Annotated in this window: 13 protein-coding genes; 9 read left to right on the top strand and 4 right to left on the bottom strand. The window is 69.4% G+C overall.

All coding sequences use genetic code 11. The features are described from left to right. Positions 1-14 precede the first annotated feature (14 nt). The 3 genes from DYI37_RS07225 to DYI37_RS07215 are packed head-to-tail and all read left to right on the top strand — an operon-like array spanning position 15 to position 4,875. Positions 15-1,853 (top strand): type I secretion system permease/ATPase, encoded by a 1,839-nt coding sequence (locus DYI37_RS07225; RefSeq protein ID WP_116682561.1) that lies wholly within the window; start codon positions 15-17, stop codon positions 1,851-1,853. Continuing rightward, positions 1,850-3,286, top strand: a complete 1,437-nt coding sequence (locus tag DYI37_RS07220) for an HlyD family type I secretion periplasmic adaptor subunit (protein WP_116682560.1) — start codon at positions 1,850-1,852, stop codon at positions 3,284-3,286. Before DYI37_RS07225 ends, DYI37_RS07220 begins: the two co-directional genes overlap by 4 nt. Further along, on the top strand, positions 3,283-4,875 hold the full coding sequence (locus DYI37_RS07215) for a TolC family protein (protein ID WP_116682559.1): 1,593 nt from the start codon (positions 3,283-3,285) through the stop codon (positions 4,873-4,875). Before DYI37_RS07220 ends, DYI37_RS07215 begins: the two co-directional genes overlap by 4 nt. A 219-nt stretch (positions 4,876-5,094) precedes the next feature. Here DYI37_RS07215 and DYI37_RS20125 read toward each other — a convergent pair whose 3' ends face one another. Further along, positions 5,095-6,093 (bottom strand): hypothetical protein, encoded by a 999-nt coding sequence (locus DYI37_RS20125; RefSeq protein ID WP_199520103.1) that lies wholly within the window; start codon positions 6,091-6,093, stop codon positions 5,095-5,097. Between the two features lie 168 nt (positions 6,094-6,261). Here DYI37_RS20125 and DYI37_RS07205 point away from each other — a divergent pair, with 168 nt between their 5' ends. The 4 genes from DYI37_RS07205 (at position 6,262) to DYI37_RS07190 (ending at position 10,117) form a co-directional block, all read left to right on the top strand. Further along, positions 6,262-6,633 carry a PepSY domain-containing protein gene (locus DYI37_RS07205; RefSeq protein WP_147307892.1) on the top strand — a complete coding sequence of 124 codons (372 nt, stop codon included), beginning with the start codon at positions 6,262-6,264 and terminating at the stop codon, positions 6,631-6,633. A 6-nt stretch (positions 6,634-6,639) separates the two neighbouring features. Next, positions 6,640-7,299: a response regulator transcription factor gene (locus tag DYI37_RS07200; protein WP_116682557.1), complete on the top strand. Its 660-nt coding sequence runs from the start codon at positions 6,640-6,642 to the stop codon at positions 7,297-7,299. Beyond that, complete coding sequence (locus DYI37_RS07195) at positions 7,296-8,630, top strand: sensor histidine kinase (RefSeq protein WP_116682556.1); 1,335 nt, start codon at positions 7,296-7,298, stop codon at positions 8,628-8,630. The genes DYI37_RS07200 and DYI37_RS07195 overlap by 4 nt, the downstream gene beginning before the upstream one ends. 365 nt (positions 8,631-8,995) lie before the next feature. After that, entirely contained in the window at positions 8,996-10,117 is a 1,122-nt protein-coding gene (locus tag DYI37_RS07190) for a GGDEF domain-containing protein (RefSeq protein ID WP_116682555.1), read from the top strand. Between the two features lie 83 nt (positions 10,118-10,200). On the opposite strand, the gene DYI37_RS07185 is transcribed toward DYI37_RS07190, so the two are convergent. Next, positions 10,201-11,043, bottom strand: a complete 843-nt coding sequence (locus tag DYI37_RS07185; RefSeq protein WP_158555104.1) for a GGDEF domain-containing protein — start codon at positions 11,041-11,043, stop codon at positions 10,201-10,203. Between the two features lie 445 nt (positions 11,044-11,488). Between DYI37_RS07185 and catB the strand changes: the two genes are divergently transcribed. Then, entirely contained in the window at positions 11,489-12,139 is a 651-nt protein-coding gene (gene catB, locus DYI37_RS07180; RefSeq protein WP_116682553.1) for a type B chloramphenicol O-acetyltransferase, read from the top strand. A 108-nt stretch (positions 12,140-12,247) separates the two neighbouring features. On the opposite strand, the gene DYI37_RS07175 is transcribed toward catB, so the two are convergent. Continuing rightward, entirely contained in the window at positions 12,248-13,162 is a 915-nt protein-coding gene (locus DYI37_RS07175) for a dihydrodipicolinate synthase family protein (RefSeq protein ID WP_245413818.1), read from the bottom strand. Further along, positions 13,159-14,022, bottom strand: coding sequence for a DMT family transporter (locus DYI37_RS20265; protein ID WP_116682551.1), 864 nt, complete (start codon positions 14,020-14,022; stop codon positions 13,159-13,161). The genes DYI37_RS07175 and DYI37_RS20265 overlap by 4 nt, the downstream gene beginning before the upstream one ends. A gap of 163 nt (positions 14,023-14,185) precedes the next feature. Between DYI37_RS20265 and DYI37_RS07165 the strand changes: the two genes are divergently transcribed. Next, a complete protein-coding gene (locus tag DYI37_RS07165) occupies positions 14,186-15,583 on the top strand; it encodes an aminotransferase-like domain-containing protein (RefSeq protein ID WP_245413817.1) in 1,398 nt (465 codons plus the stop codon). Positions 15,584-15,604: the final 21 nt, after the last annotated feature.

The following is a 15,604-nucleotide window of genomic DNA, read 5'->3' as shown; positions in this document are numbered from 1 at the left end:
GAAGGACGGAGTGCATGATGTCGGCAATTCTGAAACTCTTGGGCGAGATCCCCAAACCCCATCGGCGGGCGCTCGTGCTGTTCACGATCCTCGCCAATGTCGCGGTTCTGGCGCCCTCCCTGCACATGCTGCAGATCTACGACCGGGTGCTCTCCTCGGGCAGCGTCGCGACGCTCGTGGGCGTGACGCTCGCCGCCCTCGTCGTCCTCGCGCTCTACGGTCTGTGCGAATTCGTGCGAAGCCGCGTCGCCAGCCGGCTCGCCGCCGACTACACCATGCGCCGCAGCCAGCTGCTGTTCGCCGAACTCGCCCAGGCCAATCGCGGCTCGGCCGTGCGCGTCTCGGCGATCCGGGACTTTGCGACCGTGCGGCAGTTCATCGGATCGAAGATCCTCACCGCCTGCTTCGATCTTCCCTTCGTGCCGGTCTATCTCGTGCTCCTTGCCATGGTTCACTGGTCGATTGGGCTTCTGGGCGCCGTCGGCATCCTTGCGATCGTGTTTCTCGCCTGGCTGAATTCGCTCGCCACCAGCAAGACCCGTCTCGCCTCCCAGAAGGCGGAAGGCGACGCCACGGGATTTGCCCAGTCGGTCTTCCAGCGCGCCGAGGACGTGCGCGCCATGGGCCTCATCCACACGCTGATGGATGCCTGGACGAAGAAGACCGCCGCGAGCCTTAACGCCGCCGAGGAGGCGAACGAGGTCGCATCGCCCTTCGCCGCCGCGAGCCGGACCCTGCGGCTCGCGATCCAGGTTCTGGTGATGGCGCTCGGCGGATGGCTCGTTCTCCAAGGCTCGATGAGCGGCGGCCTGATCTTCCTCGCCTCCATGGTGTCGGGCCGCGCGCTCGCACCGATCGACGCGATCATCGGCGGATGGGACCAGCTGGTGCGCGCGGGCGCGGCTTATGGAAACGTCGAGGCCCTCGTCGCCAAGCGCGAGACGCCGCGAACACTGCCCGATCTCGCCGATCCGAAGGGCGTCCTGCATCTGACCCAGATCCGGGTCGACCACCGCACGAGCGGCCATCATCCGGTTCTCGACGCGGTCGATATCGAACTCGCGCCCGGCAAGCTGCTCGTCCTCATCGGCCCGTCGGGGGGCGGCAAGAGCCTTCTCGCCCGCATCGCCGCCGGTGCGACCGAAGCCGATGCGGGCCGGGTGACGATGGATGGCATCCCGCTGATGCGCTATCCGCGCCACCAGTGGGCCTCGATCTCCGGATACCAGCCGCAGATCCCGAACCTCTTCCAGGGGACGATCGCAGCCAATATCGCGCGTTTCAGAAGCGATATCGACATGCCAACGATCTATGAGGCCGCGGGCCGGGCCAATGCTCATCAGGCGATCCTGTCCCTGCCGCGCGGCTATCAGGAGATCGTCGGCGGCGCCGAGAGCGAGATCCCCTGCGGCCTCCTGCAACGCATCGCGCTGGCGCGAGCCCTCATCGGAAAGCCCCGCCTCGTGGTCCTCGACGAGCCCTTCAACCATCTCGACACCAATCTCCAGGTCCAGCTTCTCAAGGAGATCGAGACCATGCGCGCGGGCGGCACCTCCTTCGTGGTCGTCTCCGAGAAGCAGGCGATCGTGCGCATGGCCGACCAGGTGCTGATGGTTCGCGGCGGGCGGGCGCGGCCGGTCGCGGTCGAGGAACCGGCGGGCGCCGCCGCGCCGCAGGCAAGGACGCTCGCGCCGAATGCCGCTACCAATGCCGCGCCGAGGACAGGGCCCGTCGGCCAGCCCGTGTTCCGGCCCCGCCTGCCGACCGACAACCCGGCGCCTCGCGAGAGGATCGCGGATATGGGGCCGAGAGGGCAGCTTCCCCTCGACAAGGCGGTGGGGCAGGACCGATGACAGGCGGCGTTCCCTCCCTTCTGAGATCGATCATCGCGCGCGTGGATGCGCCCGGCGAGGAGCCCGGCGCAAAGACCGAGGCCTCAGCACGCGATGCCGCGCCCGATACCGCGGCCGCCTCCGGTGCGGATCACGTCGCGACCGGAACCTCGGATATCCTCGGCGGCGTCGCCAAGGCGATCCTCGTCTGCGTCGGCCTGTTCACGCTCTGGGGCGCGACCTTCCCGCTCTCCTCCTCGGTGGTCGCCGGCGGCACGCTGATCTCCGAGGGCTACAACCAGCTGGTCCAGCATCCGAGCGGGGGGATCGTCGTCGAGATCCTCGCCAGGAACGGCGACCGGGTGGAGGCGGGCGACGTCATCGCGCGTCTCGACCCCGCACCGGTGCGCGCCGACCTCACGCGGCTGAAGGCCCGAAGGGCGACCCTCATTGCCATCGACGAGCGGCTGCGCGCCGAACTTCGCGGCGATGCGGACGCGCCCCTGGCGATTCGAGGCACCGACGGGGAGGAAACGCAGGCCGTCCTCGCATCCTCCTCGCTTGCCGACGAGCTTCGCCTCGAACAGTCGCGGGCGCGCCGGGAAGGGGAGGTGAGCCTCAAGGCGAGCCTCGAGGCGATCGATCGCCAGTCGGCTGCGACCGAGGCGCAGAGCGAAGGGCTCGACCAGCGGATCGAGGGCCTTGAAAGCCAGATCGCGATCTATGCCGACCAGGCCGAACGGGTGCGCCGCCTCGCCGATGCGGGCCATATCGCGCGCCGGGAGGTCTGGCAGAGCGAGGACCAGCTCATCGATGCGCGCTCGCGCCTGTCGGGGCTCGTCGCCGAGCGCGGCATGGCGCAGGAGCGGCTCGGCGAGCTCGTTGCCGAGCGCCGCCGGCTCGTCGGCGAGACGGCCCGCGAGGATGCCGAGCAGCTGACCGAGGTCATCGGCGAACTCGGCCAGATCGAGGACCAGATCACCGCCGCCGAGCGGGCGCTGGAACTCGGCCGGCTGACCGCGCCGGTCTCCGGCACGCTCGTCAATTCGCACCTGACGACGACGGGCGGCGTGGCGCGCGGCGGCGAGACGCTGGCCGAGATCGTGCGCGACGACGACCGGATGATGTTCGAGGCGCGCCTTCTCCCCAAGGATATCGACCATGTGCGGGTGGGCCAGCCGGCGAAGATCGAGCTCACGGCGTTCAACACGCGCCTCGTCGACCGGTTGCGTGGCACGGTGGCCTATGTGTCGGCCGACACCACCGAGGACGAGCGGACCGGCGAGCATTTCTACACGGCGAGGATCGAGATCGAGCCGGGCTCGGCGCCCGAGACGCTCCGGTCCGGCATGGCGGGCACCGCCTTCATCAGCGGACCGTCCCGCACCTTCTTCGTCTATCTCTTCCAGCCCCTGATTGACGGCTATCGGCACGCCTTCCAGGAGCTGAAATGACGCCGAGGCTGATCCCCGCTCTGGCTGGCGCCCTCATCGTCGCCCTCTCGGCATGCCCGTCCGTGGCCGGAAACGGCGCTCGCATGGAACCCGGCGCGGCCTCCGATGCGCCGTCAGCCGCAACGCCCGGTGAGACGTCGGCGCCGGCCCCGGACCTCTGGCCACTGCGCGGCTCGGGCACCGGGACCGCAGGTGAGGGTTCGCCTTCGGTCGATGGGCTCGCGACCGGCGGAATCCGGGGCGGCCCGCAAGGACCTCTCGCGGGGGCAGGCGATGTTTCCGCGAGCGATCTCGACGCCCTCGACGCCTATGCCCTGCGGCTCGCCCCGGCGCCCGCCGATCCCGCCCCGGCCCCCGTGGGCGCGGCGGTCGCGCCGGCCCCCGTCACCGCATCCTCGGTTCCCTTGAGCGAAGTCCTGCGGGATGCGGCGTTCCGGGCCCCGGTGGTCGCGGCCGCCAAGGCCGAGATCGACGCGGCCGGTGCCTCGGTGCGCGAGGCCTGGGGCGCCTATACGCCGAGGCTCGAGGTCTCGCTCGGCTACGACGCCTTCGGCCACGACCGCAACGGTCTCGACCGGCCGCGGGAATTCGTCGGCGGGGTCTCGGTCTCGGTCGGCCTCATCGACGCGGCGCGGCGGTGGCGGCTCGACGCGGCCCGCGAGCGCCTCGGCTCGTCGCGATGGGCGGCATCGGCCGTGCGCGACCGCCTCGTCCTCGACATCATGCAGGCCTGGATCGAGACTGTGTCCGCGCGCCAGACCGCCGAGGCCTTGAACCGGACCGCGTCCGCCATGCGGGCGATGCGCGTCTCGGTGGTCTCGCGCCAGCGCGAGGGCTATGCCTCCGACACCGATATCGCCCGTCTCGATGCCGATATCGCCGCGATCGAGCAGGAGGTCGTCTTCGCGCGCCTCGAAGCGAACAACGCGGCCTCCACCCTTTCGAGCCTTGCCGGACGCAGGCTGAACCCGGCCGGCTATCCGAAGGTCGGCCCCTTCATCGCCAGGGGCAGGGCCTGGCTTTCGCAGCGGGCCCAGACGGCCAATTCCCAGCTCAACGCCTCGCGGGCCGAGACCCGGGCGCTTACGGCGGACGCCTCGGCGGCGCGCGGCGATCTCCTGCCCGGCGTCGACCTCACCGGGCGCTACGACCGCGCCCTCAACCCCTCCGGCATCCACCGGTCGGACGACGCCTATACGATCGGCGTGACCGTCTCCATGCCGATCTTCGACGTCGCGCGCCATGCGCGGGCCGATCGCCTGAAGAGCGAGGCGGAGGCGGCGGGCTGGCGGGCGAGCGACCAGGCGCGGCAGGTGGCGCTTCAGGTGGAAACGCTCTGGCAGACCCATGTCGCCTCGACGGGCGCGGTGTCGATCGCCGCAAGGGCGGTGGCCGAGAACCGGCGGGTCCTCGCCTCGCTCCAGGCCCAGTACGACGAGGGCCGCGTCGATCTCGCGGACGTCTTGGAGCGCCAGCGCCTTCTGGTGGATGCCGAGTTCGAGCATCGCCGCGCCGTGCTGCGCCAGGCGGAAGCCGCGATCCGGCTCGTCTCCGTCGCCGGCCTGTCGCAAGCGCTCGTTCCGAACTGACCGGATCTGCGCCGGCCCGCTTTTAGGGAATGGACCGAAAGCCCGTATCCACGGCTTTTGAGCCACGGTCCCGGTTTGGGAATTGGGTCCGTGGCCGGGGTTTCCTGCCGATGCATCGGATGGTCCGACGCCCGGGCCGACGGTTCGGCCAAATGCCGAAAGGGCAGCCGCTCGGATGCGGCTGCCCTCATGGCTTCGGTGCTTGCGCGCGGTGACGCCTCAGCGAACGACGCGTTCGGAGGCGATGTCGCCGTTGCCGTCGATGCGCAGGACGACCGTCTCGTCAAAGGGGTTTTCGGCGCGCACCGTGCCTCCGGCGCGCAGATTGGCCGTCTCGCCCTCGTCCAGCCGGTAGCCGGCCTCCTCGATCATGCGCTCCAGACCCTCGGCGCGGCCCTGGCGCTCTTCGTCGCGATCGCCCTTGCGCCCGTCATGGCGCTCGTCATGACGCTCGCCCTTGCGTTCCTTGTGGCGCTCGCCCCGGCGCTCATCGGTCGCAAGGCGCAGATCGACCTTGCTTCCGTCGGTCCGGTAGCCTTCCACCTCGATTCCGCGCCTGCCGATCTCGAGCTCCTCGATGCGCTCCAGGTTTTCCGCGCGCAGCTTTTCGAGGACGTCGGCCGAAAGAACCGTCTGGAAGGCCGAAAGGGCGATCTCGCCGTCGTCGATATCGATCTTGTGGAGGCGTCCGTTGCGCCGCGTCTCGAATTCGACGGCCTTGCCATCGGCGCTCTGCGCCTTGAATTCGAGATAAGGGCCGTCGCTCTCCTCGAAGCGGACGCTGGTGAAGCCGTCGCCCTCGAAGCGCTGGACGACCTCGTCGACCGTCTTCCTGTCGACGTCGCGGCGTTCGGCCCGATCCCGGCCGCCGGCCCAGGGCGGACGCTGGCCGCGCTCGCGGATGGTGATCGTCTCGCCGCCGGGCCGCTCGATCGTGTAGGCGTCGAACTCGTTGTCGTCGTCCGGCTCGCCGGTCACGGTCAGCGTTTCGCCGACCTTGAAGTCGTAGCTGCGATACCAGGAGGGCCCGGTCTCCACGAGGACGCGGCCGCTGTCGTCGGCGAGGACGAACTCGTTGCCGAAGACGTCCGTCACCTCGCCGCGAATGGTTGTGCCGGCGTTTTCGGCAAGGGAGCCGATCGCGGTCTGGGCGGCGAGGGGCGACGTCGCGGCGAGGGCGAGGACTGCCGCGGTGGAGGTCGTCAGAAGGCGTTTCATCGGTTTTCCTTATGTCTCGTCGGTCTGCGCCATCCGGTCCGAAGGTTCGCTTCGTCCCGGACGACGTGATGACGCCCTTCTAGCGGGGCGCTGCCAAACCCTCCTCGAACGATCCGTTTGGTTTCGGTTTGGGTCGCCCGTCCTATCTATGCCGGCATGATCTCTCGCTTGTCCCACTCCTGTCTTCTCGGCCTCGTCTGCGCCGTCGCATCCCCCGGACTCCTCCTCGCGGCCCCGCCGGCGTCCTCTCCGGCAGCGCCACGGGTGGGCGAGGCGCAGGCTCAGGATCATGCCGCCCCGCGATCGATCACCGCGGCGGAGGCGATCCGGCTCACGGAGGAACGCTGGCGCGGCGAGATCGTCTCGATCGAGCTCGTTCCGGCCCGCGCCTTCGAGCGCGGGGACGTCGTCTGGTCCGTCCGTCTTCTCTCCGAAGCCGGCGCCCTGATCCTGATCCGCCTCGATGCCGAGACCGGCGACTATCTCTCGGCGACCGGCGTCGGCTTTGTCGATGCCCGCCGGCTGCCCGGGGGCAAGTGAGCGGCCATGCGCAGCCTGATCGTCGAGGATGACGCGGCGCTCGCCGCCCAGCTGTCGCAGGCCATGGCCGAAAGCGGGTTCGCGGTCGACATCGCCGCGGATGGCGGGGAGGGCGAATTCCTCGGCGCGACCAACCCCTACGACGTCGCGATCCTCGATCTCGGCCTTCCCGGCGTGGACGGCGTCGAGATCCTGCGCCGCTGGCGCTCGGAGGGCCGGGACTTCGCGGTCCTCGTCCTGACGGCGCGGGCGAGCTGGTCCGACAAGGCGAAGGCGTTCAAGGCCGGTGCCGACGACTACGTGACGAAGCCGTTCCAGATGGAGGAGGTCGTCGTGCGCTGCCGCTCCATCCTGCGGCGCGCCGCCGGCCATGCGACGCCCGCGATCGAGATCGGCGCGCTGCGCCTCGACAGCCAGATGGGCCTCTTCACGCTCGACGAGATGCCGCTGCGCCTGACCGCCTTCGAGGCGCGCATCCTCGGCTACATGATGCATCACGGCGGACGCGTGGTGTCGCGCTCGGAACTCAGCGACCATGTCTACGACGATCGCACCGAGCGCGACTTCGCCTCCCTCGAGGTCGTGATCGGCCGCTTGCGCAAGAAGATCGGCCGCGACCGGATCGAGACGATCCGCAACGAGGGCTATCGGTTGAGCGCGCCGTGACGGAACGCGAACCCGGCGCATCTCCGCTTCGGGCGCGGCGCGCCGGCCGCTCCCTGAAGCTGCGCCTCGTCGCCATCGCCGCCGGGCTGATCCTCGCGACCCTCGCGGGCGCGGGATCTGTCCTGACGCGCGGCCTCTCCGACTTCGTGACCGAGCGCTACCGGACGGAGCTCCGGGAAGACCTCCTCTCCCTCGTCGGCTCCGTCCGCGTCTCGCCGACCGGCGCCCTGACCCTTCCCGATCCGCCGAGCGATGCGCGCTTCCTGCGGCCCTTGTCCGGCTGGTACTGGCAGGTCGGCTTCGCCGGCTCACCAGTCCTCTCCTCGCCCTCCCTCGCCGGCGCGCGCCTCGACGCCGAAGGGGGGACCGGCCCGAACGGGGAGGCGCTGCTGGTCCTGTCCCGCTCGGTGCCGACGCCAGAATTCGGCGAACCGCTCGAGGTTCTGGTGACGGCTCCGCAAGCCGAGATCGACGGGGCGGTCGGCGAGGCGATCCGTCCCCTGACGATCGCCTTCCTCTTCCTCGGCATCGGCCTTACCGCGATGATCGCTTTGCAGGTGCATCTCGGGCTGAAGCCCCTCAGCCGCCTCACCGCCGACCTGCGCCGGGTGCGGGCGGGCGAGCGGGCGGACCTGCCGCCCCAGTCCTATCGCGAGATCGCGCCGCTCGCCGAGGAGATCAACGCGCTCCTTATCGCCAATCGCAGCGTCGTCGGCCGGGCCCGCGACCATCTCGCCGATCTGTCCCATGCGCTGAAAACCCCGCTCTCGGTGGTCCGCAACGCGCTGGAGCGCCACGAGCCGGCAGGTGGCTCGGGCCTGCCCGCCGCCCGGCTGATGGAGCGCGTCATCGAGAGGCGGCTCGGCCGGGCAAGGGCCGAGGCGCGCCGGCGCAACGGCGCGGCGCCGGTGGGGCCGGTGGTCGACGACATCCTCCTCGTCCTTCGCCCGATCATCGAGGCCCGGCGGTTGCAGCTGGAGACCATGGTCTCGCCCAATGCGCGCTTTGCCGGCGATCCGGACGATCTGGCCGAGATGATCGGGCCGCTCGGCGAGAACGCCTGCACCCATGCGCGGGGCCGTCTGCGCCTCGAGGCGAGCGTCTACGACGGCGTCCTCGCCATCACCGTCGACGACGACGGCCCCGGAATGAGCGCGGAGGATGCCGCAAGGGCGCTGAAGCGCGGCGAGCGCCTCGACGAGACCCTGTCGGGCTCCGGCCTCGGCCTTGCCATCGCCCAGGATCTCGCCCGGCTCTATGGCGGCTCCCTGTCGCTCGGACCGTCCCCCGCCGGTGGTCTTCGCGCCCGGCTCGACCTGCCGGCGGCGTGACCGGCCTGCCGGTAGCGTTCCGGCTCTGGTACGGAAGCGAGGATGGAACCCGGCCTTCGGATCATTCGAGGGTCCGGACGGGCCGATCGCCGGACTCGGCAAGCCGATCGGTAGCCGGGACTGAAGATCATTCGGCCCTATTGTTCACTTTTTCGTAATTATTCCTGTTGCCGATTTCCTTCACGCGAGCGCACTATAACCTGAAACGAAACGGCAGCGGACGCACGCGAAGCGATCATAAGGCACGCAAAGGTTTGAGACAGGACACCAGACGGCACGCGGTTTCGCTCGGGCGATGGCTGATCGCCGCCTATCGGATTCTCACCTCTCCCTCCCGCGACGACACCCCGGAAAAGCGGGCGTGGATGCTGACCAATACGAATCTCCAGTCGGCCCCCCTGCTCATGGGCTCGCTCACCGTGCTGTTCACGGCCGGCATGACGACGGCCATGACGGGCTCCACATGGCCGATCGCATGGGTGCTGGTCGATCTCGCCATCACCGGCTACCGGCTGCGCGGCATCGGCCGCATCAATGCCGGACGGGTGGCGCCCGACGATCTGGAATTCGAGCACGCCATCGTCCTCCTCGGCGGTCTCCTGTGGATCCTCGTCTACGGCATCGGGACCGCGCTCACTTTGTCGAGCGGCCTGATGCCCCTCGCCATGCTTGCGGCGTTCAACGTGGCGGGCACGGTGAGCATCGTCTCGACGCGCAATGCGGCGACGCCCCGATTCGGGGTTCTCTGCATGCTTCTGTGCTACCTCCCCTTCGGCCTTGCGGCGGCCGGCATGCCCCAGCCGGGAATGGGGCTCCTCGCGGTCTTCTCGCTCGCTTTGGTGATCGGCCTGTGCGCCGTCACCCTGCAGAACAACGCGCTTCTGATGCGCAAGTTCGAAGCCGAGCGCAAGCTGATCGACATCGCCCATTCCGATCCCCTGACGGGGCTTGCGAACCGGAAGCGTCTCGACAGGCTCCTCGCGCAGGGGCCCGGCCAGGCGGACGATCCCGACCCCTACGACACGACGCTGCTGTGCCTCGACCTCGACCGGTTCAAGGCGGTCAACGACGAGCATGGCCATGCCGCCGGAGACCATGTCCTGAAGATCGTCGCCGAACGCATCAGCGGCGAGGTGCGTAAGGGGGACGAGACGTTCCGGATCGGCGGGGACGAATTCGTCTGCCTCCTGCACAAGACCGACAGCCGGGCGGCCGCGGCGATCGCGGATCGGATCATCCGGGCCAATGCCCGTCCGATCGCCATCGGTGCCGCGACGAGCGTGCTCGTCGGCGTCAGCATCGGCGGGGCGACGGCGGGACCGGGCCACGATCTCGCGACCCTTCTCAAGGATGCCGACGGCGCGCTCTATGTCGCCAAGCGGGCGGGCCGGAACCGCTACCATCAGGCGGCCGTTTCCAGGGCCGGTTCCGAGGCCGGCGGCGAAGAGGCGGAAGGGCGCGGCGAACACGCCGTTCAGGGCGCCTGAGAAACGGCCCCCTCGGGCGTCGCGAAGACCGCCCGTCGCGAGGCCCGGGAGAGGCAGGATCCGTCTTCGATCCTTCAGGCTCTTCAGGCGGAGACCGGGGAGAGGCGCAGGCCGTCCCCCGGCGGGTCCCCGGCCGCTCGCGGCTCCTGAAGGCGTGCCAGCGCTGAAAGATCGGCCTCGCGCGCGGTGCGGTTGCGCCCTCCGGCCTTGGCGAGATAGAGGGCGCGATCGGCGGCCGCGTAGGTTTCGATGGCGGGGCGCGCCGGCCGGCAGGCGGCGACGCCGAGGCTGACCGTGACCGGTCCCTCGACGCCCGCAACGACCATTGCGGCGACAGCCGCGCGGGCCGCTTCCGCATGATCCGCCCGGCTGCCGGCGATGGCGGGAAGGAACACCGCGAATTCCTCGCCGCCGACCCGCCCGATGATGGCGGGAAGCCCGGCGAAGACGGCGGTGAGCGTGTGCCCGACCCCCTCGATGACCGCGTCACCCGCCGGATGGCCATAGGTGTCGTTGATCGCCTTGAAGCGGTCGATATCGATCAGGATCAACGCGCCGTCCTGGGTCGCGCCCTCGAATTCCTCGAAGAAGGCGCGCCGGTTGCGCACGCCCGAAAGCGCGTCGGTCGAGCTCAGATGCTCGAAGGCATTGCGCTGGATCGCGAGCTTGCGGATCGCCTGGCCGATGGTCAGCGTCAGGAAGAGCGTGACCGCGACGGTGATCTTCGCCGTCGTCACGAAGCCGACGACGAGGGCCTCGCCGAGAGGATAGGGCAGGAGGCCGGCGGCTTCGAGCGCGCAGTGAGCGAGCGCATTGATGGTGCATGCGAGGACGAGGGCCTTCGCCGTGACGCTGAGGGCGAAGCGGGCGAGGTTGAAATCCCGGTGGAGATCCATCTGGATCTGCCGGTCCAACCATGCTGTCATCGCCCGCTGCATTACTGCCATCTCCGTTGTACACGGCACGATCGCAGACCGGAATGAAGATCTTGTTGATGTGGGAAAGCAAGGAAACCTGAATATTTGCTTGATCGATACTTTTGTCCGCAGATTTCCTTGCGTGATCCGAAGGCCCCCGGCCGAGAAGACGCGGTCGCGGCGGGGCATGGGAGGCACATCAAGTGCAGACTGCTCCTTTCCCGATTGGTGCCATTCGGGTTCGTCGTAGCCTGCGGCGCCCTTGGCATCATCCGCCGTCTGGGCCATGTTAACAGGATGAAGTTTGCAGATCGAACCACCCGCATCGCGCTTCCCCGTCCCTGACGCTGGAAGCTGGGGCAACGATCCAACGGATCGTCAGCCGTCCCTCACCCCAAGGATTTCGGGTGAGCCATAGCCGCATGCGCAGATTGCGAACAAACGGTACACATTCATGCACAACGTCTTCGAGAGCCCCTTCAAGGGCATCACGCTCGATCGCCTCGTCACCAATCCCAATATCCGGGTGGGGCGCTACAGCTATTATTCCGGCTACTATCACGGTCACGGCTTCGATGACTGCGCCCGGTTCCTCCTCCCGCACGAGGGCGTCGACAAGCTCGTCATCGGGTCTTTCTGCTCCATCGGTTCGGGCGCGGCCTTCATCATGGCCGGCAACCAAGGGCACCGGTACGACTGGATCAGCACGTTTCCTTTCCACTGGATGCCGGAGGTCGCAGCCTTCGAAGGCGCGCGAAACGGCTTCGAACCCGCCGGAGACACGGTGATCGGCAATGATGTCTGGATTGGATCGGAGGCGATCATCATGCCAGGGGTCAAAGTCGGGGACGGAGCGGTCATCGGCACGCGGGCTCTGGTCGCCCGGGACGTCGAGCCTTACGCCATTGTCGGCGGCAATCCCGCCAGGACGATCCGCAAGCGGTTCGACGAGGCCGATATCGAGAGGCTTCTGGAACTTGCCTGGTGGAACTGGAGCGATGACCATCTGAAAGGGGCCATGTCGCTCCTTACCAGTGGCGATATCTCGGCACTCCATCGCCACTGGCGGATGGTCGTCGAGCCTTGCACTCGGCTTCAGACCTGAGCGTCAGCGTCTGCCCGGCCCGTTTCCCAGGCCTTCCGGGCAGACGTCTCCTTGATGTCGCCGGCCTCGTCCCACCCCGGTTCGCGAGGTCGATCCCCGCGCCCCCGTCTAACGGGTATCGGACATCAGCACGGGCTCGGCTGCGCGCAGCACCCGATCCCTCGCTTCGGGGGCGAGGGGGCGCAGCGGCAGCGGCAGGGCGGCCGGTTCCATTCCGAGGGCGTCGCGCAGGACATAGATCACCCGCAGGCTGCCATAAGCCCTGAACGTCTCCCAGAGCGGCCGCAGCTCCTCGTCGAGGCGCCGCGCCTCGCGCTCGTCGCCGGCCTTGCCCGCGCGAAGGAGGGCGAGCACCGGTCGCGGCAGGAGACCGCCGAGGACGCTGAAGAAGGCGTCGGCCCCCGCCAGCATCGCGTCGGCCGTGCCCCAGTCGCCGCTATAGCCGACGGACATGTCCGTGCGGGCCCTGAGGAGCGCCAGCTCCCCGGCCACGTCCCCCGAGGCCGGAAGCGGCATCTTCACGGCCCGGATGGTGGGCAGGGCCGAGAGGCGTTCCAGAAGCTCGATGCCGAAGGTGAAATGGGTGGTGCCGGGATTGTTGTAGATGCAGAAGGGCAGGGCCGAGGCCGCCGCCACGATCCTGTAGTGCTCGAACGCCTCGTCCTGGGTGAGGGGCGTATAGGAGACCGGCGCCATGAGGAGCGCGTCCGCGCCCGCCGCCTCCGCATCGCGCGCGAGATCGAGGGCCTCGTCGGTCCGCAGCGCGCCGACGCCGACGATAAGGGGCACGCGCCCCTTCGCGCATTCGGCCGCAGCCTCGACGGCGCGCCGCCGCTCCGTTCGCGAAAGATAGGCATAGATGCCCGTCGAGCCGAGGAGGCCGATCGAATCCACCTTCACCTCGACGAGGCGCTCGACCGTGCGCGCCAGCGCGTCGGCATCGACGCGGCCGTCTTGATCGGCGGGCGTGACGGGAAAAGCGGAGAGGCCGGAAAACGGGTGGGACGACGTGGCGATGGTCAACGGGCGAACCTTTTTGCTGCGAAGACGCAGAGGGTGACGAGCCCCGCGACGAGGACCATCTGCGGGGCGACGGGCTCGGCCAGAAGCAGCCCGGCCAGCGCCAGGCCGAAAAAGGGCTGGAGGAGCTGGAGCTGGCCGACCCCGGCAATGCCCCCGAGCGCGAGGCCATGATACCAGAACACGAAGCCGACCAGCATCGAAAAGACCGAGACATAGGCAAGGCCCAGCCATTCCGGCAGGGTGACGAGGCCGAAGTTCCCCGGCGAGGTCGCGAGCGCGACGACGGCCATGGCCGGAGCCGAGAGGAGGAGCGACCAGGAGATGACCTGCCAGCCGCCGAGCCGGCGCGACAGGGTCGCCCCTTCGGCATAGCCGAGCGCGCAAAGGAGGATGGCGGCGAGCATCAGGAGGTCGCCCGTGGAGGAGGCCGCGCCGCCCTCGGCGAGGGCAAAGCCCGCCACCGCCGCGGATCCGAGGATCGAGAACACCCAGAAGGCGCGCCTCGGCCGCTCGCCGCCCCGCACCACGCCGAAGACGGCGGTGGCGAGGGGAAGGAGCCCGATGAAGACGATCGAATGGGCCGCGGTGACGTGCTGGAGCGCGAGTGCCGTCAGCAGCGGGAAACCGGCGACGACGCCGAGCGAGACGAGGAGGAGGGGCACGAGATCGCCCGCCCGGGGCCGCGCCTGGCGCATGGCGGCAAGGAGCGCGGCCGCCAGTACGGCCGCGATGACCGCGCGCGTCGAGGTGAGGAACAGGGGCGGGAACCCGCCGACGGCAATGCGCGTGGCGGGAAGCGAGCCGCTGAAGATGACGACGCCGAGAAGGCCGCTGCCCCATCCTGACGCTGTCCGGTCCATCCCCGCCTCCCATCACTGCCGGTCTCTTCGATAGCCCGGCAGGCGCAGGGTCCGACAGCGACAGTTGCATACGGTTGCGCCGAACTGTATGGGTCCTTCGATCGGTACGGTCGAGGCCGCATGGTTCGAGCCGCATGGTTCGGGCCGAAGGGTGGGAGGGGCGATGGAACCGGAGGCCGCATCGGGCAAGGGCACGCGCACGGGCGCCGTCATGGACGCGATCCGGCGCAAGGTCTCGACGCGGGAACTCGCCCCGGCCGAGAAGCTTCCCTCGATCCGGGGCCTTGCGCGGTCCATGCAGCTTTCGCCCTCGACGGTCGCCGAGGCCTATGACCGGCTCGTGGCGGAAGGCCTGATCCATTCGCGGCCGGGCTCCGGCTTCTACGTCGCCGGCAGCCTGCCCCTTGCGCTCTCGGAGGTCGAGCCCCGGTCGAACCGGGCCGTCGATCCGTTCTGGGTCTCGCGCCAGTCCCTCGACGGGGGCGCGGACATGCTGCGGCCGGGATGCGGCTGGCTGCCCGCCGACTGGATGGCGAACCCGGCGATCCGGCGGGCGATGCGGCGGCTCACCCGCTCGCACGACGCGCTCCTGTCCGATTACGGCCCGGTGCGGGGCTCCCTCGCCCTGCGCGGCCTGCTCGCCCGGCAGTTCGCGGCCGAGGGCATCGAGGCGGGGCCCGACCAGATCCTCCTCACCGCCTCGGGCACCCAGGCGATCGACCTCGTCTGCCGCCTCCTCCTGCAGCCGGGCGATACGGTGCTTCTGGACGATCCCTGCTACTTCAACTTCCAGGCTCTCATGCGCGCCCACCGGGTGAAGATCGTCGGCGTCGCGATGACACCCACCGGACCCGATCCTTCGGCCTTCGCACAGGCGGTGAAGGAGCACCGCCCGCGCCTCTACGTGACGAACTCCGCCATCCACAATCCGACCGGGGCATCGCTGTCGCCGCAGACCGCGCACCGCATCCTCTCTCTTGCCGCGGACCACGAGGTGACGATCGTCGAGGACGACATCTTCGCCGATTTCGAGCCCGAGCCCTCGCCCCGCCTCGCCGTTCTCGACGGCCTGTCCCGGGTCGTGCGGATCGGCAGCTTCTCCAAGACCCTCTCGGCCTCGATCCGCTGCGGTTACATCGCGGCGCGGGCGGACTGGATCGAGGGCCTGATCGACCTGCAGATCGCGACGAATTTCGGCGGGCCGAGCCCCGTTGCCGCCGAGATCGTCCACGGCGCCCTGGCCGATGGCAGCTATCGCAAGCATCTGGCGGGGCTGCGCAGCCGGCTCGCCCGGCGCCGCCGGGAGGTGGCGCGATCGCTGGAGGAACTCGGCATCCGGCCCTTTCTGGAGCCGAGGGGCGGGTTCTATCTGTGGTGCCGACTGCCGGACGGGCGCGATGCCGGATCGCTCGCGCGTTTCGCCATGGCGGACGGGATCGTCCTTGCGCCCGGCAACGTCTTCAGCCTCGGCGAGACGGCGCCGGACCGGATGCGGTTCAACGTCGCCCAGATGGCCGATCCGAGGATCGGTTCCTGGCTGCGGCAGGCGCTGGAATCGTGAGGCAGGGGGCGGTGCGAACTG

It is taken from the genome of Fulvimarina endophytica (genome assembly GCF_003403015.1).
Classification (GTDB): domain Bacteria; phylum Pseudomonadota; class Alphaproteobacteria; order Rhizobiales; family Rhizobiaceae; genus Fulvimarina; species Fulvimarina endophytica.
The sequence above is the reverse complement of the archived record's forward strand: the minus strand, read 5'-3'. Positions and strand labels throughout refer to the sequence as shown.